The organism is Achromobacter sp. FW305-C-13 (genome assembly GCF_058783475.1).
The window spans coordinates 1272899-1291995 of record NZ_JBYSYN010000001.1 but is presented as its reverse complement, the minus strand read 5'-3'; the positions used below and the strand labels follow the sequence as shown (position 1 = coordinate 1291995).

20 protein-coding genes are annotated in these 19097 nt (G+C 66.3%); 12 read left to right on the top strand and 8 right to left on the bottom strand.

The window, feature by feature from the left end; translation table 11 throughout:
* Positions 1 to 42 precede the first annotated feature (42 nt).
* From asd to AC3WMU_RS05780, 3 genes are all read left to right on the top strand, one after another.
* Entirely contained in the window at positions 43 to 912 is an 870-nt protein-coding gene (gene asd, locus AC3WMU_RS05790; protein WP_006222143.1) for an archaetidylserine decarboxylase, read from the top strand.
* Between the two features lie 135 nt (positions 913 to 1047).
* On the top strand, positions 1048 to 2271 hold the full coding sequence (locus AC3WMU_RS05785; protein ID WP_492281966.1) for an alpha-hydroxy acid oxidase: 1224 nt from the start codon (positions 1048 to 1050) through the stop codon (positions 2269 to 2271).
* A 98-nt stretch (positions 2272 to 2369) separates the two neighbouring features.
* On the top strand, positions 2370 to 3542 hold the full coding sequence (locus tag AC3WMU_RS05780) for a metallophosphoesterase (protein ID WP_035212190.1): 1173 nt from the start codon (positions 2370 to 2372) through the stop codon (positions 3540 to 3542).
* A gap of 5 nt (positions 3543 to 3547) precedes the next feature.
* On the opposite strand, the gene AC3WMU_RS05775 is transcribed toward AC3WMU_RS05780, so the two are convergent.
* Positions 3548 to 4018 carry an Lrp/AsnC family transcriptional regulator gene (locus AC3WMU_RS05775; protein ID WP_006222146.1) on the bottom strand — a complete coding sequence of 157 codons (471 nt, stop codon included), beginning with the start codon at positions 4016 to 4018 and terminating at the stop codon, positions 3548 to 3550.
* Between the two features lie 92 nt (positions 4019 to 4110).
* Here AC3WMU_RS05775 and AC3WMU_RS05770 point away from each other — a divergent pair, with 92 nt between their 5' ends.
* Positions 4111 to 5307, top strand: a complete 1197-nt coding sequence (locus tag AC3WMU_RS05770) for an MFS transporter (RefSeq protein WP_492281965.1) — start codon at positions 4111 to 4113, stop codon at positions 5305 to 5307.
* Positions 5308 to 5320: 13 nt separating this feature from the next.
* On the opposite strand, the gene AC3WMU_RS05765 is transcribed toward AC3WMU_RS05770, so the two are convergent.
* Complete coding sequence (locus AC3WMU_RS05765; protein ID WP_424625317.1) at positions 5321 to 6142, bottom strand: MetQ/NlpA family ABC transporter substrate-binding protein; 822 nt, start codon at positions 6140 to 6142, stop codon at positions 5321 to 5323.
* 165 nt (positions 6143 to 6307) lie between these two features.
* On the opposite strand from AC3WMU_RS05765, the gene rocD reads away from it, so the two are divergent.
* On the top strand, positions 6308 to 7543 hold the full coding sequence (gene rocD / locus AC3WMU_RS05760) for an ornithine--oxo-acid transaminase (RefSeq protein ID WP_006222149.1): 1236 nt from the start codon (positions 6308 to 6310) through the stop codon (positions 7541 to 7543).
* A gap of 23 nt (positions 7544 to 7566) precedes the next feature.
* A complete protein-coding gene (rocF, locus tag AC3WMU_RS05755) occupies positions 7567 to 8505 on the top strand; it encodes an arginase (RefSeq protein ID WP_035212108.1) in 939 nt (312 codons plus the stop codon).
* Between the two features lie 25 nt (positions 8506 to 8530).
* Here the strand turns inward: rocF and AC3WMU_RS05750 are convergent, their stop codons facing one another.
* A complete protein-coding gene (locus AC3WMU_RS05750; protein ID WP_280026168.1) occupies positions 8531 to 9271 on the bottom strand; it encodes an IclR family transcriptional regulator in 741 nt (246 codons plus the stop codon).
* A gap of 227 nt (positions 9272 to 9498) precedes the next feature.
* Between AC3WMU_RS05750 and AC3WMU_RS05745 the strand changes: the two genes are divergently transcribed.
* Positions 9499 to 10707 carry an ABC transporter substrate-binding protein gene (locus tag AC3WMU_RS05745; protein WP_492281964.1) on the top strand — a complete coding sequence of 403 codons (1209 nt, stop codon included), beginning with the start codon at positions 9499 to 9501 and terminating at the stop codon, positions 10705 to 10707.
* A gap of 49 nt (positions 10708 to 10756) precedes the next feature.
* Positions 10757 to 11818 (top strand): alcohol dehydrogenase, encoded by a 1062-nt coding sequence (locus tag AC3WMU_RS05740; protein WP_006222153.1) that lies wholly within the window; start codon positions 10757 to 10759, stop codon positions 11816 to 11818.
* A 44-nt stretch (positions 11819 to 11862) separates the two neighbouring features.
* Here AC3WMU_RS05740 and AC3WMU_RS05735 read toward each other — a convergent pair whose 3' ends face one another.
* Positions 11863 to 12375: an RES family NAD+ phosphorylase gene (locus tag AC3WMU_RS05735; protein ID WP_006222154.1), complete on the bottom strand. Its 513-nt coding sequence runs from the start codon at positions 12373 to 12375 to the stop codon at positions 11863 to 11865.
* Positions 12372 to 12857, bottom strand: a complete 486-nt coding sequence (gene parS / locus AC3WMU_RS05730; RefSeq protein WP_492281963.1) for a type II RES/Xre toxin-antitoxin system antitoxin — start codon at positions 12855 to 12857, stop codon at positions 12372 to 12374. Before parS ends, AC3WMU_RS05735 begins: the two co-directional genes overlap by 4 nt.
* 153 nt (positions 12858 to 13010) lie before the next feature.
* Here parS and AC3WMU_RS05725 point away from each other — a divergent pair, with 153 nt between their 5' ends.
* Both AC3WMU_RS05725 and AC3WMU_RS05720 read left to right on the top strand, forming a co-directional pair.
* Entirely contained in the window at positions 13011 to 13388 is a 378-nt protein-coding gene (locus AC3WMU_RS05725; RefSeq protein WP_088587352.1) for a DUF423 domain-containing protein, read from the top strand.
* 62 nt (positions 13389 to 13450) lie between these two features.
* A complete protein-coding gene (locus tag AC3WMU_RS05720; RefSeq protein WP_492281962.1) occupies positions 13451 to 14359 on the top strand; it encodes a DMT family transporter in 909 nt (302 codons plus the stop codon).
* A gap of 28 nt (positions 14360 to 14387) precedes the next feature.
* On the opposite strand, the gene AC3WMU_RS05715 is transcribed toward AC3WMU_RS05720, so the two are convergent.
* Positions 14388 to 15026 carry a glutathione S-transferase family protein gene (locus AC3WMU_RS05715; RefSeq protein ID WP_006222158.1) on the bottom strand — a complete coding sequence of 213 codons (639 nt, stop codon included), beginning with the start codon at positions 15024 to 15026 and terminating at the stop codon, positions 14388 to 14390.
* A gap of 3 nt (positions 15027 to 15029) precedes the next feature.
* Positions 15030 to 16202 (bottom strand): PQQ-dependent sugar dehydrogenase, encoded by a 1173-nt coding sequence (locus tag AC3WMU_RS05710; protein ID WP_492281961.1) that lies wholly within the window; start codon positions 16200 to 16202, stop codon positions 15030 to 15032.
* A 136-nt stretch (positions 16203 to 16338) separates the two neighbouring features.
* Between AC3WMU_RS05710 and AC3WMU_RS05705 the strand changes: the two genes are divergently transcribed.
* Complete coding sequence (locus AC3WMU_RS05705) at positions 16339 to 16950, top strand: glutathione S-transferase family protein (protein ID WP_006222160.1); 612 nt, start codon at positions 16339 to 16341, stop codon at positions 16948 to 16950.
* A 78-nt stretch (positions 16951 to 17028) separates the two neighbouring features.
* Here AC3WMU_RS05705 and AC3WMU_RS05700 read toward each other — a convergent pair whose 3' ends face one another.
* Entirely contained in the window at positions 17029 to 17997 is a 969-nt protein-coding gene (locus AC3WMU_RS05700) for a LysR family transcriptional regulator (protein ID WP_427961909.1), read from the bottom strand.
* Positions 17998 to 18116: 119 nt separating this feature from the next.
* Here AC3WMU_RS05700 and AC3WMU_RS05695 point away from each other — a divergent pair, with 119 nt between their 5' ends.
* Complete coding sequence (locus AC3WMU_RS05695) at positions 18117 to 19094, top strand: Bug family tripartite tricarboxylate transporter substrate binding protein (RefSeq protein WP_280026163.1); 978 nt, start codon at positions 18117 to 18119, stop codon at positions 19092 to 19094.
* Positions 19095 to 19097: the final 3 nt, after the last annotated feature.

The window sequence follows — 19097 nt, the reverse complement described above, 5'->3', positions numbered from 1 at the left end:
ACGTCCCGCTGTTCGCGGGACGCGTTTTTTCAGCGCTCGTAGATGACGATCAAAGACCAAGTATTCCTCGCCAGCCAGTATCTTGCGCCCCACCACCTGGTGTCGCGCTTTTTCGGATACGCCTCAGACTGCCGGGAACCCGCGGTCAAGAATTGGATGATCTCGCGCTTTGTCCGCAAGTACGGCGTGGACATGCGCGAAGCCGTGCAAGAAGATCCGCTGGCCTACGAGTGCTTCAACGACTTCTTCACCCGCGCGCTCAAAGACGATGCGCGTCCCCTGGACGACGAGCCCGGCTCGGTGCTGTGCCCCGCCGACGGCGCGATCAGCCAGATGGGCGCGATCGAACAAGGCCGCATCTTCCAGGCGAAGGGCCATAGCTACGGGCTGGTCGATCTGCTGGGCGGCGACACCGAGCGCGCCGCGCCCTTCCAGGGTGGCCAATTCGCCACCGTGTATTTGTCGCCCAAGGACTACCACCGCGTGCACATGCCGGTTGCCGGCACGCTGCGCGAAATGGTGCACGTGCCGGGCCGCCTGTTCTCGGTCAACCCGCTGACGGCCCGCAACGTGCCGCGCCTGTTCGCCCGCAACGAACGCGTCGTCTGTCTGTTCGACACCGAGCACGGCCCGATGGCCCTCATCCTGGTTGGCGCGATGATCGTCGCGTCCATCGAAACCGTGTGGGCAGGTCTTGTCACCCCCTACAAGCGCCGCGTCAAATCCGTGCGCTACGACGACCTGGCGCGCGCGCCGATCCATCTGGCCAAAGGCGCCGAAATGGGCCGCTTCAAGCTTGGCTCGACGGCGATCGTGCTGTTCGGACCGAACAAGGTCCGCTGGGCCGACACGCCGTCGGTACTGGGCCCCGTGCGCATGGGTGAACTGCTGGCATTGCCGGCTCAGGGCTGAACGCGGATCCCAGTGCGGCGAGCCTGCTCGGCCGCCGCACCAGCAATTTCGCTTTAAGCGAATAGCGCTTTCCTTATTTATTCGCTTTCAGCGATGAATTGGCGTTGTTAGATTACGGGCTTTTACCGGCCCGCCATGACATCCACCGCCCTGCCCGCCGCGCCCAATGGCGCCGCCGCCCGCCAGCCTCTGCCGCCCGCGCTTGCCCGCATGCTGTCCCTGGACGACTTCGAAGCGGCGGCGCAGCGGCGCCTGCCCCGGCCCATCTTCGGCTATGTCGCCGGCGCCGCCGAAGACAATCAATCCTTGCAAGACAACCGCCACGCATTCGCACAGTACGCGTTCATGCCGCGCGTGCTGGTCGACGTGTCCCGGCGCACGCAGCAGACTGAATTGTTCGGACGCCAATACGCATCGCCCTTCGGCATTGCCCCGATGGGCATCAGCGCCTTGTCCGCATACCGCGGCGACGTCGTGCTGGCGCGCGCCGCGCGCGAGCAGAACATCCCCGCCATCCTCAGCGGCACCTCGCTCATTGCCCTGGAAGACGTCATCCGCGAAGCGCCCGGCACCTGGTTCCAGGCCTACCTGCCCGGCGACCCCGCGAAGATCGATGCACTGGTCGAGCGCGCCCGCCGCGCGGGTTACGAAACCCTGGTGCTGACCGTGGACATACCGGTTTCGGCCAATCGCGAGAACAACGTGCGCACGGGGTTCTCCACCCCGCTCAAGCCCAGCCTGCGCCTGGCCTGGGATGGCCTGACGCGGCCGCGCTGGCTGGCCGGCACCTTCCTGCGCACGCTCATGGCGCATGGCATGCCGCACTTCGAGAACTCATTTGCAACGCGCGGCGCCCCCATCGTGTCGGCGTCGGTGCTGCGCGACTTCACCGCCCGCGACCACCTCAGCTGGGAACACGTGGCGCGCATCCGTAAGCAATGGCCCGGCACCCTGATCATCAAGGGCATCCTGCATCCGCGGGACGCAGCGCTGGCCCGCCAACACGGCGCCGACGGCGTCATCGTGTCCAACCACGGCGGCCGCCAATTGGACGGCGCGATCTCGCCGCTGCGCGCACTGCCCGGCGTGGTCGCGGCCGCCGGCGGCATGACGGTCATGATGGACAGCGGCGTGCGCCGGGGTGGCGACGTGCTCAAGGCGCTGGCCCTGGGCGCACGCTTCGTCTTCGTCGGGCGGCCGTTCAACTACGCGGCGGCCGTGGGCGGCCAAGCAGGCGTCAGTCATGCGATCGACCTGCTGCGCGCCGAGGTCGACCGCAACATGGCGATGCTGGGCATCAACAACGTCCGTGAGATGGACGCCAGCCTGCTATGGCGGGACGGCCCGGTCGGCCCTTGACGCAAACGGGCACGAAGCGCCGCGTGCACCCGGCATAGAATGGCGTTTCCCTTGCTACCCGTGCGCCGGCCCCGAAACCGGCGCGCCCTGTGCCCGCCGTGTCCCTACGCCAATCCTCGTTTTTCCTGCGCTTCCTGACCCTCGGCGCGCTAGCCCACGTCTACGTGGGCGCACGGCTGATTCCAGATGCGCTGCTCAGCAACGCGGGCGCCGCCGCCGCTACCATTGCCCTGATCCTGTCATGCATCCTGATCCCGCTGGGGATGCTGGGACGTTCGTCCGTGCATCCCCCTTGGGGCGACCGTATCGCATGGGTCGGCCTGATCGCGATGGGGCTGTTCTCGTCGCTGTTCGTGCTGACCGTGATCCGCGATGCCGTGCTGCTGGTGACCTGGCTCATCAGCCTGGCGGCGGGTGCCGACCTGCCCTGGATCCGGCTGCGCAGCATCAGCGCGTGGACCGTGGCGGGGCTGGCGGCCGTCGGCACGTTGATCGGCTTCTACAACGCGCGCCGCCGGGCGCGCGTCATCGACGTGGACGTACCGATTCCTGGCTTGCCGCAGGACCTGGACGGCTTCACCATCGTGCAGATCAGTGATATCCATGTCGGCCCGACCATCAAGAAGCACTACGTGCAGGCGATTGTCGACGCCGTGAACGGACTGCTGCCCGACGTGATCGCCGTCACGGGCGACGTGGTCGACGGCAGCGTCGAACATCTGGCCGCGCAGGCCAGCCCGCTGGGCACGCTGCGCGCACCATTCGGCGTGTATCTGGTCACCGGTAACCACGAATATTATTCAGGCGCCGCGCCCTGGGTGGCGGAGTTCCGCCGCATGGGGCTGCGCGTGCTGATGAACGAACACGCCGTGATCCATCCTTCGGGCCTGCCCGTGGTGGTGGCGGGCGTGACGGATTACAGCGCCGGCGCGTTCGACCCGCAGCAACGCAGCAATCCGAAGGCCGCACTGGCGGGTGCGCCCGCGGACGCCTGCGCCAAAATCCTGCTGGCCCACCAGCCTCGCAGCGCCGCCGCGGCCGAACCGCTGGGCTACCACCTGCAGCTGTCCGGCCACACCCATGGCGGGCAGTTCTTTCCGTGGGGCTTTTTCGTGCGCTTCCAGCAGCCATTTACGGCGGGCCTGCACCGCCTTGGCAAGATGTGGGTGTACACCAGCCGCGGCACCGGCTATTGGGGCCCGCCAAAGCGCCTGGGCGCCCCGTCGGAAATCACGCGCTTGCGTCTGCGCACGGCGCCTCTGCGCAGCTAGCGCCCTCAGGCCCCCGCGTCCGGCGTCGTGTCCGGCAGCGGCCCGCGTTCCAGGTAGCTGGTCAGCGCGATATCGCTGGTGGTGTTGGTGATGCCGTCGATCTTGTGAATGCGCGCCAGCAGCAGTTCCAGCGCCTGGGTATCGCGCACCCGCACCTTCAGCAGCATGGCGCTTTTGCCGGTGATGGTGTGGATCTCTTCCACTTCGGTCAATTCCGCCAGACCCAGCACCTGTTGCGTGATGCTCCAGTTGTTGGTGTCCACGTGCACAAAAGCCAGCAAGGGGCGGCCAATGCGCGCGCCGTCCAGCTTGGCGGCGATGCCCTTGATCAAGCCGTCGCGCTTCAGACGCTTGACCCGTTCGTGCACCGCGGGCGCCGAAAGGTTCAGCATTTTGCCCAATTCGGCGTAGCTTGGCGTGGCGTCGTCCGCCAGCAGCGTTAATAGTTTTCGGTCGCGGTCGTCCAGGTCTGGCATCGGAATCAGGTTCTGCCTTACGGCATTCGAACTTTTATGGAATAAGGAAATATCAGCGTTAACCCTTATTTTATTCCAATAAAATTCGCGGCATGCAGAATCGTAGCAATCGCAATACCCGCACACCCTCTTCCGTCCCCGCATTGATGTTCGCCGTCAGTGTCGTGGGCTCCAACGGGCTGGCGCTCAGCCCCATCTTGAGCGATGTGGCGCGTTCGTTCTCGACGTCCGCGCTGACCATCAGCACCGCCATTTCCGCCTATGGCGCCGCCACGGCGGCCAGCGCCTTCTTCCTGGCAGCGCGCATCGACCGCATCGGCATCCGCCGGGCCTTGCTGGGCGCGATGGTGGCGCTGATTGCCGCCCTGATCCTGTCGGCCGCCGCGCCGCACTGGATCGTGCTGACCCTGGCGCAAGCCCTGGCCGGCGGCGCCGCTGGCGTCATCCTGCCCGCGGCCTACGGTTCGGCATCGCTGGTCGCGCCACCCGGCCAGGAGGCCCGCACGCTCGGCCGCGTCATTGCCGGCTGGTCGGTGTCGTTGGTGGCCGGTGTGCCGCTGTCGGCCCTGATCTCGGACGCCGTGGGCTGGCGCGCCACCTATGGCGTTCTTGCCCTGTGCGCCGCGATTGCCCTGCTGGGGCTGCGCAAGCTGCCTGAGCGCCGCGCCGAAAGCCCCGCGCCGTTGCGCCTGTCGCGGCTGCTGGCGCCCTTGTCCTATCGCGACGTGCCGGTGCTGCTGCTGGCTTGCCTGGCGTTTTCGTCGGCGTTCTACGGCGTATATGCCTTCCTGGCGGACCACGTCCGCACATTGCTGGCGCTGTCTGCCGGGCAGGTCGGCTTCATCGCCTTTGCCTACGGCGCCGGCTTTCTGCTGGCCGGCATTGCAGGCGCGCCGTTGATCGAACGGCTGGGACCGCGCCGCGCCTTGCCGCTGGCCCTGGGTGCGATCGCGCTGGTCTATCTGGCGCTGTTGCCCGCCGCCCATGCCCTGGCCGCCGTACTGGCCCTCGCGGCGTTCTGGGGCGCCGCGTCGCAACTGAGCCTGAACCTGCTGGTGCTGCTGCTCTCGCGCGCACGCCCCGATGAGCGGGGCGCAGTGCTGGGCCTGAACACCTGCACCACCTATCTGGGCGCAAGCGTCGGCACGGCGATCGCCGGCACGCTGTATACGCACGCGGGGTTCGAAACCTTGGGGCTATGCGCCTCGGCGGCCGTTGGCATGGCCGCCATCGGCCTGCATTGGCGGTTGAACGGGCGCCGGGCCGCGCGCGGCGAAGCCGCCGCCTGACCGGCGCGCCGCCTTACCAGGGGAAGCTGATCAAGTCGCCGTACAAGCGCTTCAGGGTGCTTTTGACTTCCGGCGAGTTCTGGTAGATCGCAATGAATTTCAGCAGCCGGGGATCCTGCGCCTTGGCCGGTGTCGTGACCCACCGGATCGCGTAGCGCCGGATGCTGACGGGGTCGGTGTTGTCGAAGGCCAGTCCGTCCTTTTCATTCAGGCCGGCCTGCTTGGCGAACGTCGTATAGGTCACCGAAGCCGTCACATCGTCGAACGTACGCGCGGACTGCGAGCCTTCAATCTGCACGAACTTCAACTTCTTGGGATTGGACACCACGTCTTCCAGCGCGGCCTCATGCGCCACGCCTGGCTTCAGCTTGATCAAGCCGATCGACTCCAGCAACAGCAAGGCGCGCCCGGTGTTCACGGGATCGTTGGGCACGGCGATCGTGGCCCCGTCCGGCACCGTGTCGCCCTTTTTCAGCTTCTTGGAAAACAAGCCGATCGTAGTGGAGTAACCGTAGGCGATAGGCGTCAGGTTCGCGCCGCGCCGCTGGTTGAACAATTGCAGAAAGGGTTCGTGCTGGAAGAAATTCGCGTCGACCGAACCGTCCGCCACGGCGATGTTGGGCAGCACCCAGTCGTTGAATTCCACCAGTTTGACGTCCAGGCCTTCTTTCTTTGCCTGCGCAATGGCCAACTCGGTCGCTTCGTTCGCCACACTGGGAATCACGCCAATGCGCAAGGGCTTGTCCTGCGCAATCGCGGTGGCGGACGCCGCCAGGCCCAGGGCCGCAACGGCTGCGCCGCGCGTCAGTTTGAAAAGCAGGTGCTTGAGAAGCATGAAGAGTGTCCAGAAGTCTTGGAAAGCCGGCCCCGCGCCGGCGCTGGCGATATTGTGCAGCAGCTAGCGCGCCGATCCCCGAAAGGCCTTTGTCACGCAATGGCAATGTCTGGACGCCGGGACTAGCGCTAAGATGGTCGCAATCCGTCCCTTCCGGGAGGCCTCATGAATTCCGTGCTGACCACCCTGCCCGGCGCCCGAGCCGCCGCCCGCCGCCGCGACCAGATCGAAGACCAGCTGGGCGCCCACAACTACCATCCCCTGGATGTCGTCATCGCCCGCGGCAGTGGCGTCTGGGTCTATGACGTGGATGGCCGCAAGTACCTGGATTGCCTGTCGGCGTATTCCGCCGTCAACCAGGGGCACTGCCATCCCCGCATTCTGGCCGCCATGGTCGAACAGGCGCAAACCCTTACGCTGACCTCCCGCGCCTTCCGCCACGACCAGATGGCGCCGTTCTACGAAGATCTGGCCCGGCTTACCGGCGCGCACAAGATCCTGCCCATGAACAGCGGCGCGGAAGCTGTCGAAACCGCCATCAAGGCGGTACGCAAATGGGGTTATGAGGTGCGTGGGGTGCCGCAGGACCAGGCCGAGATCATCGTCTGCGCCAACAACTTCCATGGCCGCACATTGGGCATCGTGGGCTTTTCGACCGACCCCGACGCCTACGGGAGCTACGGCCCCTTCGCGCCCGGCTTCAAGGTCGTGCCCTTTGGCGACTTCGACGCCTTCGATGCCGCCATCACTCCCAACACCGTCGCCCTCCTGGTCGAGCCCATACAAGGCGAGGCCGGCGTGGTGATGCCCCCCGCCGGCTACTTCACGCGGGTACGCCAGCGCTGCACCGAGCGTGGCATCACGCTGATCCTTGACGAGATCCAGACCGGGCTGGGCCGCACGGGCAAACTGCTGGCCGAAGAGCACGAAGGCATCGAAGCCGATGTCACGCTGATCGGCAAGGCGCTGTCGGGCGGCTTCTATCCGGTGTCCGCCGTGCTGTCCAACGCCGACGTGCTGGGCGTGTTCCAGCCGGGCCAGCATGGCAGCACCTTCGGCGGCAATCCGCTGGCCTGCGCCGTGGCCCGCGCCGCGCTGCAAGTGCTGACCGACGAAGGCATGATCGAGAACGCGGCGGCAGTCGGCGCCTATTTTCTGGAACGGCTGCGCACCCTGCCCGGCCCCGTGCGCGAGGTCCGTGGACGCGGCCTGATGCTGGCAGTGGAGCTCGAGCCCGATGCGGGCGGCGCGCGCCGCTTCAGCGAACGCTTGCAGGCACGCGGCATGCTGGTCAAGGATACCCACGGCCACACGCTGCGCCTGTCGCCACCGCTCATCGTCACGCGGGAACAGGTCGACTGGGCATGCGACCAATTGGCCGCGGTACTATCCGCCTCTTGAAGAACCCACCGGAGCCCGCCCACGTGCAGAACACCGCCACCTTGCCCACCCAAATCACCCTCATCGGCGCACCGACGGACATCGGCGCCGGTGCGCGCGGCGCATCCATGGGCCCGGAAGCCTTGCGCGTGGCCGACCTGGGTCCCACGATCGAGGCCCAAGGTTTCCAGGTGACCGACCGCGGCAACCTGTACGGCCCCGCCAACCCCTGGCTGCCGCCTGTGGACGGCTACCGCCATCTGGAAGAAGTCGCGGCATGGAACCGGGCGGTGCACGATGCCGTGTACGCCGAGCTGGCCGAAGGCCGTCTGCCCGTGCTGCTGGGCGGCGACCACTGCCTGGGCATCGGCTCGATCAGCGCCGTGGCGCGCCACTGCCGCGAAGCGGGCAAGAAGCTGCGAGTGCTGTGGCTCGACGCCCATGCCGATTTCAATACCAACGCGTTGACCCCCACCGGCAATGTCCACGGCATGCCCGTGGCCTGCCTGTGCGGCTACGGTCCCGAGCAGATCACGGGCATGTCCGGCCAGACGCCAGACATCGAACCGGGCTGGGTCCGCCAGATCGGCATCCGCAGCGTGGACCAGGGCGAAAAGCGGTTGGTGCATGAAGCCGGGCTGGAAGTGTTCGACATGCGCTATCTGGATGAAATGGGCATGCGCGCCACGATGGAAGCCGCCTTGGCCGGGCTGGACGCCGACACCCACCTGCACGTGAGCTTCGATGTGGATTTCCTGGACCCCGAGATCGCCCCCGGCGTGGGCACGACGGTGCCCGGCGGCCCGACCTACCGCGAAGCGCAGTTGTGCATGGAAATGATCGCCGACACCGGCCTGATGCGCTCGTTGGACGTGGTGGAACTGAACCCCGCCTTCGACGTCCGCAACAAGACGGCGGAACTGGCGGTGGATCTGATCGAAAGCCTGTTCGGCAAATCGACGCTGATGCGTCGCGGCCCTTGAATCTGGGCTGGATGGCCCTCCGGGGCTAAACTGCGCGCGCCCGGCGGATCGCTTCCGCCGCCGCGTGCAGATGAAGCAGGTTCTGGTCGCGCTGCTCCCACACCCGCGGCGTGGGTCCGGCCATGCACAGCGCGTACCATTCCCCGCCCAGATCCAACGCGACCGCCAGTCCGGTCAGGTCGGCCACGCTTTCGCCCACGTTGGCCGCCCACCCTTGCGCCTGAACCTGTTCCACCTCGGCCCGCAAGCCGTCGCGGGTAACCAGCGTGCGTTCGGTGTAGCGCGTGTAGTCCGGCGCCGCCAGCAGGCCATCCCGATCAGCGGGTGCCAGCCGCGCCAGGATGGCTTTGGCGACCGAACTGGTGTGCATCGGACGGCGTTCGCCCGGGCGCGCCGCGTAATGCACCGGGTGGGTCGATTCCACCACGTCCAGGAACACCACGGCGCCATCCTGGATCTTGCCCAGCATCACGGTTTCATTGGCCGCGTCGCGCAAGGCAACCAGATGCGGCCGCACGGCCTCCAGCCAGGGATCGCCTGCCTGGATCTGCCCGCTCAAGGCATGCAGCTTGGCGGTCGGGTAATACCCGCCGCGGCGGCGCACTTCGTACAGATAGCCGCGCGCGACCATCGTGCGCACCAGCGCCAGGCAACTCGACATCGGGGCGCCCAGACCCTGCGCCAATTCCGTCAGCGGCATCGGTCGCCGCGTCTGTGCGAACAGCTCGATCAGTTCCAGCGTCCGCACGACTAGTTTCACTTCCATGGGTCGACCCCTGTTCGGATTTGCCTTTTAGAAAATTCGTAAATCTGCTAGGTCATCCACTAAGTTGACTTTTCATATAGCCGAACCTAAATTCTTGCACAGGAATTTATATTCACCAATAAGAAATGAATTTCAGCCGGCTGGAGAACTGGCGCCTCGGATAGCGGTACCGCGTCATCACCACAATTCCAATAATCGGCCCCGACCCGGGCCGGGGAGACAGACAGATGCGTATCAAACCCCTGCTGGCGGCCCTTGCCGCCGTGATGGCCGCGTCCGCGGCCCAAGCCCAATCGGATGTTGTGCGCCTGGGCGTGTCCAATGACCGTTCAGGCATCTATTCCGACCTGGGCGGCCTGGGCTCCGAAATGTCAGTGCGCATGGCGGTCGAGGATTTCGGCGGCAAAGTGGCCGGCAAGACCGTGGAAGTGATCGGGGCCGATAACCAAAACAAGGCGGACGTGGCCTCGGCGCTGGTCCGCCGCTGGTTCGATATGCAAGGCCTGGTCGCCGTGGTTGACGGCGGCGCCAGCTCCGCCGGCCTCGCCGCCCAAGGCGTCGCCAAGGAAAAAGGCGGCACCGCGCTGATCAGCGGCGGCTTTGCCGGCGACTTCAGCGGCAAGCAATGCAGCAACCTCAGCACGCAATGGGCGCCCGACACCTATGCGCTGGCCAACGCGGTCGTCAAGAGCGTGGTGGAAAGCGGCGGCAAGTCCTGGTACTTCATCACCACCGACTACGTCTTCGGCAAATCGCTGGAAAGCAATGCCACGCGTTTCGTGCAGAACGCGGGCGGCAAGGTGGTGAGCAGCACGCGCCACCCCTTGGGCGCCATGGACTTCGCCTCCTTCCTGGTGCAGGCGCAGTCCTCCAAGGCCGACGTGGTGGGTCTGGCCAGCGCAGGCGGCGACCTGGTCAACCTGATCAAGCAGGCGCAGGAATTCGGTCTGACCGGCGGCAAGCAACGCATGCTGACCTTCCTGACCTTCATCAACGACGTGCAGGCGATGGGCCTGCCCGTCGCCCAAGGGCTGACCTTCCCCACCGGCTTCTACTGGGACGCCGACGAAGACACCCGCGCGTGGACGCAACGCTGGCAGAAGAAGATGGGCGTCACGCGCCCGCCTTCCATCGTGCAGGCACTCAGCTACGTCGCCACTACGCACTACCTGCAAGCGGCCCAGGCCGCCGGCACGTTCGAGGGCGCCGCGGTCAATCAGAAGATGCGCGAGTTGCCCATCACAACCAAACTGATCAAGAATGCCCGGATCCGTCCGGAAGACGGCCGCGTCATCATGGACCTGTATCTGGTCGAAGTGAAGAAGCCCGCCGAGTCCAAATATCCCGGCGACTTCTACCGTATCCTGTCTACCGTGCCTGGCGAAAAAGTGTTCGTGTCGCTGGCCGACAGCGAATGCCCCCTGGTAAAGAAGTAGCGCCCCCTCGCAGTGCCCCGGCCATAAGAATCACTAAAGGAGACATCCCATGAAGTGCTATTGCGTCGTCAACTTCCGCGAACCCTTGCAGGAAATGAATCAGCCCACGCCCACCCCGCAAGGGACGCAGGTGCTGCTGAAGGTCCGTGCGGCGGGGGTGTGCCACAGCGATATCCACTTGTGGGAAGGCGGTTATGACCTGGGCCAGGGCCGCACGCTGTCCTTGAAAGACCGCGGCGTGTCGCTGCCGCTGACGATGGGCCATGAAACCGTGGGCGCCGTCGTTGCAGCAGGCCCCGACGCCTCGGGCCTGTCCGGCGACCGCAATTACCTCGTCTATCCGTGGATCGGCTGCGGCAAGTGCCCGTCCTGCGTATCGGGCATGGAAAACCACTGCTCCGCGCCGGCCTGCCTGGGCGTGCACCGCGCCGGCGGCTACGCTGACCACATCGTGGTGCCGCATCCCAAGTACCTGATCGATATCGGCGACCTGGACCCGGCGCAAATCGCGCCTTACGCGTGCTCGGGCCTGACCACCTATTCGGCGCTCAAGAAGATCGGCGCCAACATCTACCGCGAACATCCGGTCGTGATCTTCGGCGCTGGCGGCTTGGGCCTGATGAGCCTGACCCTGATCAAGGCGCTGGGCGGCGCGGGCGCCATCGTGGTCGACATCGATCCCGCCAAGCGTCAGGCCGCGCTGGACGCGGGCGCACTGGCTGCCATCGACGGCGCCGCGCCCGACGCCGCACAGCAGATCATCAAGGCGGCTGGCGGCAAGCCCGTCCAGGCGGCGATAGACCTGGTCGGTGCGCCCGCCACCACCTCCCTGGCATTCGACTTCCTGACCAAGGGCGGCAAGCTGATCATCGTGGGGCTGTTCGGCGGCGCCTCGTCGTGGCCGATCGCGCTGATCCCCATGAAGGCCATGTCCATCATCGGCAGCTACGTGGGCAACCTGACCGAACTGCAAGAACTGATGGAACTGGTGCGCGCCGGCAAGGTGCCGCCGATGCCGGTGCACCGCCACGCGCTGGCCGAAGCCGACAGCGTGCTGTCCGCGCTGCGGGCCGGCAAGGTGGTGGGCCGCGCCGTGCTGACGGTGGATTGACGCGCCAAGGCCGCAGACAAACCGCGCTGGGCGGCCGGGCTGGATCAGCCGGGCCGCAAGCGCGGGTCGTAGATGAACCGTTCGCGCCGCACCACCACGATGTGTTCCGCATCCGGATGCGCGGGGTTGATCAACAGATTGCAGTCGGGCACGCCGCGGTACGGCACGATGGCGCTGGGCAGTTCCAGCAGCGCTGATACGCCGGAGGCCACCCAGTTGTCGCCCACGGCCTGCGAGGCCTCCGCGAACGGCACCGCCTCCCAGAAGGGATAGTCCTCTTGCAGTTGGCCTAACGTCAGGACCTGCCGGGCCTCATGAATGGCGCGCGGCACCGCCAGTTCGATCAGATACCGGTTGGCCTGTTCGGACGCGCGGGCCGCGAAATGCACCACCGTTTCCAGCACGGCCAACGCCACGCTGGACGAGGCATAAACCACCGCCGTGCCCGGGCTGTTGTAGCGACCGCCCACAGCGGCCGCGCCGGCTCCGCTCAAATCGTCGGCGCGGTACTTGCCGGCCGTCGTGCCGATGCGCCACAGCGAGACGAACTCCGTCATGCGTAGACGCCGGCCGCGGCGCGCGCCAGGGTGTCTTCCACAATCCGGCTGCTGGCGTCAGACGTCAGCAGCGACAAGGGCTTGACGTTGCCCAGGGCCGGCACCGGCGTGTTCAACCACAGCACCGCCTCTTCGTCGCTGCCCAGCACCTGGCGGGCTACACGTGCCACACGGGCCACCCGGGCCAGACGGTCCGATTCACCCAGCGGCAGCGTCTGGCCTTCGCGAGTCCAGCGCGACAACGACGCCGCCTTGACCTCGGTGATGGCCATGATTTCCGATTTGGGCACTTGCAGGAAGTCGGCGGCGTCGTCCACCATCTGCGCGGGCAGGCCCCGGCGCACGTCGCGCGCAATGTCGCTCAGCGGGCTGTCCACCAGTTCAAGGAACAACTGCTTGGCCCGGGCCGCCGCGTGCCGCGGAGGACGCTTGGCAGAAGCGCCGCGCTTGTCGGCCGCCTTTCCAACGATGGCGATAGTCATGATGCCCCCAGATGGTTCCAAACAGAATTTATAATATCCCATTTGGAACATCGATTTCAAGGCGACTTCCGGTCGATGCGCGCTCCTCCGATATGCACCGGATTTGGGCATATCATAGGCGGCGTTACACACGATCACAGACAAGGACAGGCAATGACGGACCGGCAGCTCACGATACTCGCGGCGTTGAACCTCATGGTAGCGGTAGGTGCCGGCGCCTTCGGCGCGCATGGACTCAAGCGCATGCTGACCCCGGAGCTGCTGTCCGTCTGGCAGACGGGCGTGATGTACCACCTGATCCACGCCCTGGGCCTGTTCATCATTGCGCTGCTGGGCGCCCGGTTCGGCTCGCCGCTGCTGTCGGCGGCCGGCCTCGTTATGTTCGCGGGCATCGTGCTGTTTTCGGGCAGCCTGTACATCCTGTCCCTGACAGGCACCCATTGGCTTGGCGCCGTCACGCCTATCGGCGGCGCCGCCTTCCTGGCGGCCTGGGCCATGGTGGCGCTGGCCGCCTACCGCGCCCAGGGCTGATACCCGCCCGCACGTCCCCTTTTCCCCATGGCGGCAGGAACCGCCGCCCTTGCAGGTTTCAGATGTCTTCCTCAACCGTATTACCCGCCGCCCGGGACCATTCCGCCGCTGCAGGCATCGCCTGCGTGGTGGGCGGCATCTTTTTCCTGACGCTCAGCGACGCCAACGCAAAATGGCTGGGCGCCCACTACAACCCGCTGCAGATCCTGTTCCTGCGCGCCTTGATCGCGCTGCCCTTCGTGACCGCGCTGGCCTTGTGGCTGGGCGGCCGCCGCGTGCTGCGCACCACCCATCCGGGCCTGCACCTGACCCGCGGCGCGATCAACGTGGTGTCCGCCTGTTGCTTCTATCTGGGCTTGCGCGCGCTGCCGCTGGCTGAGGCGACCGCCATCGCGTTCGCCGCGCCGCTGTTCGTCACCGCGCTGTCGGTGCTGATCCTGAAGGAACGCGTGGACGGCAAGCGCTGGCTGGCGGTATTGGCCGGCTTTGCGGGCGTGCTCATCGTGGTGCGCCCCGGCTCGGCCACGTTCCAGGCGGCAACGCTGTACCCGCTGACGACCGCCCTGCTGTATGCCGTGATGATGATCACCGCGCGCGGCATCAACCGCGGCGAAGGCATGCTGACGACGACGTTCTACATCGTGCTGGGCCAATTGGTGTGCAGCGCGGTCGCCCTGCCGTGGATCTGGCAGAGGCCCGCCACGGAGCATCTGCCCTACTTCTTCGGCATTGCGCTCTTTAGCACCTTGGGCTTGGCGTTGATCACGCAGGGTTTTCGGATTGGCCCGGCGTCCGTCGTCGCTCCCTTCGACTACACCGGCCTGATCTGGGCCACGATCCTGGGCTGGATCTTCTGGCGCGAAGCGCCGGATGCCTTTGCGTATCTGGGCGCGCTGTTCATCGCGGGCAGCGGCGTGTACATCGCCGTGCGCGAAGCGCGCGCCAAGGGCAAGCGGCGCGGTAAGGCATAGCGCCGCGCCACCGAACCCGCCGCCGCGCCTATTCGGTCGGCGGCGGGAAATTCCGTCGCAGCACCCGCGCCACGTTCGGCTCCAGCGCGGCTTCGCGCGCCACGGCCGTCAACGCCGGGCAGACCGAGGCGAACCAGGCTTGCCCTGGCCGCCAATGCGTCATGACCGTCACATACAGATCCAGCGCGGAAAACCGGCGGCCCAGCATGTGGGGCGCCCCCGCCTGACGCTCCAGTTCCTGCCACAATTCCGCCCGCCGCGTATGCACGCGCTCGCGCAACAGGTCCGCGGCCGCGCCTTCGCTGGTCCATTGGGGCGGATTGTCGCCGTAGGTGAACGTCGGGTAGATGGCCGCGACCAGCCGCAGCAGCAGATTCAGGAAACGCGCACGCTCGGGCTTGTCGGGCCCCGGCGCCAGGCCCGCTTGCGGCGCCACGTCGTGCAGGTGCAGGATCATCGCCGCGCTTTCCGTCATGACCTCGCCGTCCGGCGTGACCAGCGTCGGCACCTGCCCCAACGGGTTCAGATGCAGCAGCCGGTCGCGCTCGGGGCCGGGTTTCAGATACGGCACATCGGTCAACGTGTGCGGCACGTTGGCCAGCACTAGCGCCATCTCCACAACGGCCGAACCGCAGCCCGCGGAACCGATCAGTTCATAGGTTTTCATCGCTCACCCTCCCGATTCGGCCGGCGCGATCCGGAGCAATTGGCCGGGCGATGCGTCGGTCAGCACATACACATACCCGTCCGGCCCTTGCCGCACGTCGCGTATCCGGCTCTTGCGGTCAACCAGCAACCACTCCTGCCCCACCACCCGATTGCCGTCGAGCGTCAGCCGAATCAGGTTCTGATTGGCCAGCGCGCCGATGAACACGGATTTCTGCCATGCCGGAAACCGGTCTGCGTTGTAGAACGCCATGCCGCTGATCGCGGGGGACTTGGCCCACCAGAAAAGCGGCTGTTCGGTGCCCGGCGCGGTTTCGCCCTTGGCCTCGGGAATGGGTTGGCCCGAATAGTTGATGCCGTAGGTCGCCAGCGGCCAGCCATAGTTCTTGCCCGGCTGCACCAGGTTGATCTCGTCGCCCCCGCGCGGCCCGTGCTCGTTTTCCCACAAGTCGCCCGACCACGGGTTCAGCGCCATGCCTTGCGGGTTGCGATGCCCGTACGACCAGATCTCGGGCCGCGCGCCGGCCTTGCCGACAAAGGGATTGTCGGGAGGCACGCTGCCGTCGACCTTCAATCGCACGACCTTGCCCTGCAGCTTGTCCAGGTCCTGCGCGGTCGGGCGCTGGTTGTTCTCGCCCAGCGAGATGAACAGATACCCCTTGCCGTCAAACACCAAGCGCGACCCGAAGTGCAGGCCGGAAGACAGCTTGGGCGCCTGGCGAAACAGCACTTTGAAATCCTGCAAGCTCGTCGCGTCGTCCGACAGGCGTCCCCGGCCGACAGCCGTGCCGCTCTTGTCCCCATCGGATTCCGCATAAGACAAATACACGTAACGGTCGGTCGTGAAGTCCGGCGACAGCGCCACGTCCAGCAAGCCGCCCTGGCCGGACGCGGCCACCTTGGGCACGCCTGCCAGCGGCTTGGACAGGCCACCCGGCGTGCGCAGCAAGCGCAGGTTACCGGGCCGTTCGGTGATCAGCACTCCGCCGTCAGGCAGAAAGGCCATCGCCCAGGGGTGGTCCAATCCGCCCACGACAGGCGTGACGCGAGCGGCGACCGATGGCGGTTCCTGGGCGGCGCGCGCAGGCGTAGCCGCGTACAGGGCGCCCGCGACCACCAGCAACGAGGAAACAAACAGGGGAATCGCGCGCGTGCTCGCGGCGGTGCGTGACTGCATGGACATCTCCGGCGGCAACTGGGTTGAATGCGGGCACGGATGGCATGACAAGATGGCGCGGACTGCACCGCGTGTGGCGTACCATAGCGCCCAGGGACGGGTGTCTCCCGTCCTTCCTCTCAGGAGACTCCATCAGATGAAACTGTACTACATGCCCGGCGCGTGCTCGCTCGCTTCCCACATTGTCCTGGAGTGGGTCGGCAAGCCTTACGAGACGCACAAGCTCAGCCGCGAAGAGCTCAAGGGCCCCGACTTTCTGAAAGTGAATCCGCTGGGCGCCGTGCCCGCGCTCGTCGACGGCGATTGGGCCGTGACGCAGAACGCATCGATCCTGGAATACATCGCCGAACAGGCTCCGCAGAGCAAGCTGCTGGGCGACGGCAGCGCCCGCTCGCGCGCGGACGTGCGCCGCTGGCTCGGCTTCATCAATTCCGACATCCACAAGACCTTCTCGATGATCTTCGGCGCGTCCCGCTTCCTGGGCGACGAAGGGGCGCAGAAGGAATTGGCGGGCTCGGCCTCCAAGCTGTTGACGAAGCTGTTCTCGCAACTGGATGCGCAACTGGCCGGCAAGGCGTACCTGACGGGCGACGCGCCCTCCATCGCCGACGCCTACCTGTACGTCGTGCTGCGCTGGGCGCATGCCAAGGAAGTCGACCTGTCCGGCCAGGACAATCTGGCGGCTTTCTTCAAGCGGATGGAAGCCGACAAGGGCGTCCAGGCCGCACTGAAGGCCGAAGGACTGTAAGACCGAAGGACTGTAAGCTCGCAGCGGGCGGCGGCAGCCAGCCGCTACCGCCCGCGCTCGCCGGGCGGCTTGACCGACTCAGTCCTCATCCGGCGCACCGGCCAGCGCGGGTTGCGCCACCCCTTCCAGCGTTTTCTTCACCGCCGCCAAAAAACGCCGTGCCAGCAAGGGCGGGGCGCTCAGGTTCGAGTGCGTGGCCCAGATCTCCACACAGGCCTGGGGCTCGATCGGCCGCAGCACCATGTGCGCCGCCTGGTCTGGCGTGACGCACCACGCGTCCACCAGCGCCGGCCCCAGGCCCTGCTGCACGAACGAACAGGCCGTGACGGGCGAATGCACCTCGACCGCCGCAGCGCATCGGGGCCCATCGCCGAAGAACGGCTGCAACGCCCGGCCCAGCGGCGTGTCCCGCGGATAACCGATCCATGCCGCCGACGCGAAGTCTTCGGGACGCACCACCTCATGGGTGGCCAGGGGATGGGACTTGGGCATCACGCAGACCACCGGCACCTGGGCTAGCCGGATCGAGGTCAGATTCGGATGGTCAGGCGGCTGCATGGAAATGCCGATGTCCGCTTGCCCCGACAGAAAGTACGCCGCCAGTTCATCAAACGTGACACTGCGGTAGTCGACCCGGGCATCCGCGTTGCGCCCGCGAAAGCGCTCCAATGCCATGGGAATCAGGCGCTGGCCGAAACTGGCGCTAGCCACGATCTTCAGCATGCCCGCACCGGACTGCCCCAGGCTGGCCGCCAGATCGTTCACCCGCTGGATGCCGCCGTAGACCTGCTCTACCTCGGCATAAAGCCGGCGCGCCTCGGCCGTGGGCGACAGCCGGCTCTTGACGCGTTCGAACAGACGATACCCCAAGCGGCTTTCCGTCAACGCCAGCACCCGGCTGACGGCAGGCTGCGACACGTGCAGCATGCGCCCCGCCCCGCTGATCGAGCCGGACATCATGATCGCCCGGAATACCTCGATCTGGCGCAGGTTCAACGGCCGTCCGGCACTGGGCCCGACCTCGTCGGCATAGGCATCCGCATCCAATTTGTTCCCCTTGATCGATAACGGCGGATTATAGGAGTGCCACATTTTTCGATGATGCAGCGCCGCAATGCGGGTGTAATCTGCGCCCCTCAACACAACAAAACAAGGGGAATACCACCATGCACCGCAACTTTTTCCGCAGTTTGTCCGCGCTGGCCATCAGCGCCGCATTGATCGGCACCGCCGTCGCCGGCCCTTATCCCGACAAGCCCATCACCTTCGTCGTGCCGTCGGCCGCCGGTGGATCGCCCGACGTGCTGTCGCGCCTGATCACGACGCAGCTGGCCCGCGACACGGGCGCGACGATGGTCGTCGAAAACCGTCCGGGCGCTGCCGGCAACATCGGCATCGCGCTGGTCAAGCGCGCCGCCGCCGACGGCTACACCGTGGGCTACGGCAACATCAACACGCTAGCCGTGAACCGTTCGCTGTTCAAGCGCCTGCCTTACGACGTGGACCAGGACCTGACGCCTGTGGCCCACATGTTCGACCTGTACAACGCGCTGATCGTGCCGGCCGACTCCCCCGTCAAGAGCGTGCAGGATCTGATCGACCTGGCCCGCAAACAGCCCGGCCGCCTGTCTTACGGCGCCTCGGGCGTCGGCACCACGGGCCACATGGGCGGCGAACTCTTCAAGAGCATGGCCAAGCTCGATGTGATGTTCATCCCCTACAACGGCGGCCCTGCCGCCATCCAGGACCTGCTGGGCGGCCGACTGGACTACCTGTTCGTCAACACCTCCGAAGCTACGCCGCTGGTCAAGAGCGGCAAAGTGCGCGCCATCGGCGTCAGCAGCCTGAAACGCCTGTCGCTGATGCCCGATGTGCCCACGCTGGACGAATCCGGCTTGAAGGGCTATGAAACGGTCGCCTGGGGCGGCGTGGTCGCCCCCAAGGGTACGCCCGCCGACGTAGTGGCCACGCTGAACGCTGCCATCCAGAAGGCTCTGCAGGCGCCCGAAGTGCGTACCGGCCTGGCCACGCTGGGCGCCGAGCCCGCCACGGGCTCGCCCGAGGAGTTCAAGCAGCTGATCGATCGTGAAACCGCCAAATGGCAGAAGATCATCGAAACCGCTGGCATCGAAAAACTGGACTAAGTA

Bases quoted from the DNA above. Each gene is read 5' to 3' on its own strand.
- asd (WP_006222143.1), top strand. From the start codon at position 43: ATGACGATCAAAGACCAAGTATTCCTCGCCAGCCAGTATCTTGCGCCC.
- AC3WMU_RS05785 (WP_492281966.1), top strand. From the start codon at position 1,048: ATGACATCCACCGCCCTGCCCGCCGCGCCCAATGGCGCCGCCGCCCGC.
- AC3WMU_RS05775 (WP_006222146.1), bottom strand. From the start codon at position 4,018: ATGCCAGACCTGGACGACCGCGACCGAAAACTATTAACGCTGCTGGCG.
- AC3WMU_RS05770 (WP_492281965.1), top strand. From the start codon at position 4,111: ATGCAGAATCGTAGCAATCGCAATACCCGCACACCCTCTTCCGTCCCC.
- AC3WMU_RS05765 (WP_424625317.1), bottom strand. From the start codon at position 6,142: ATGCTTCTCAAGCACCTGCTTTTCAAACTGACGCGCGGCGCAGCCGTT.
- rocD (WP_006222149.1), top strand. From the start codon at position 6,308: ATGAATTCCGTGCTGACCACCCTGCCCGGCGCCCGAGCCGCCGCCCGC.
- AC3WMU_RS05750 (WP_280026168.1), bottom strand. From the start codon at position 9,271: ATGGAAGTGAAACTAGTCGTGCGGACGCTGGAACTGATCGAGCTGTTC.
- AC3WMU_RS05745 (WP_492281964.1), top strand. From the start codon at position 9,499: ATGCGTATCAAACCCCTGCTGGCGGCCCTTGCCGCCGTGATGGCCGCG.
- AC3WMU_RS05740 (WP_006222153.1), top strand. From the start codon at position 10,757: ATGAAGTGCTATTGCGTCGTCAACTTCCGCGAACCCTTGCAGGAAATG.
- AC3WMU_RS05735 (WP_006222154.1), bottom strand. From the start codon at position 12,375: ATGACGGAGTTCGTCTCGCTGTGGCGCATCGGCACGACGGCCGGCAAG.
- parS (WP_492281963.1), bottom strand. From the start codon at position 12,857: ATGACTATCGCCATCGTTGGAAAGGCGGCCGACAAGCGCGGCGCTTCT.
- AC3WMU_RS05725 (WP_088587352.1), top strand. From the start codon at position 13,011: ATGACGGACCGGCAGCTCACGATACTCGCGGCGTTGAACCTCATGGTA.
- AC3WMU_RS05720 (WP_492281962.1), top strand. From the start codon at position 13,451: ATGTCTTCCTCAACCGTATTACCCGCCGCCCGGGACCATTCCGCCGCT.
- AC3WMU_RS05715 (WP_006222158.1), bottom strand. From the start codon at position 15,026: ATGAAAACCTATGAACTGATCGGTTCCGCGGGCTGCGGTTCGGCCGTT.
- AC3WMU_RS05710 (WP_492281961.1), bottom strand. From the start codon at position 16,202: ATGCAGTCACGCACCGCCGCGAGCACGCGCGCGATTCCCCTGTTTGTT.
- AC3WMU_RS05705 (WP_006222160.1), top strand. From the start codon at position 16,339: ATGAAACTGTACTACATGCCCGGCGCGTGCTCGCTCGCTTCCCACATT.
- AC3WMU_RS05695 (WP_280026163.1), top strand. From the start codon at position 18,117: ATGCACCGCAACTTTTTCCGCAGTTTGTCCGCGCTGGCCATCAGCGCC.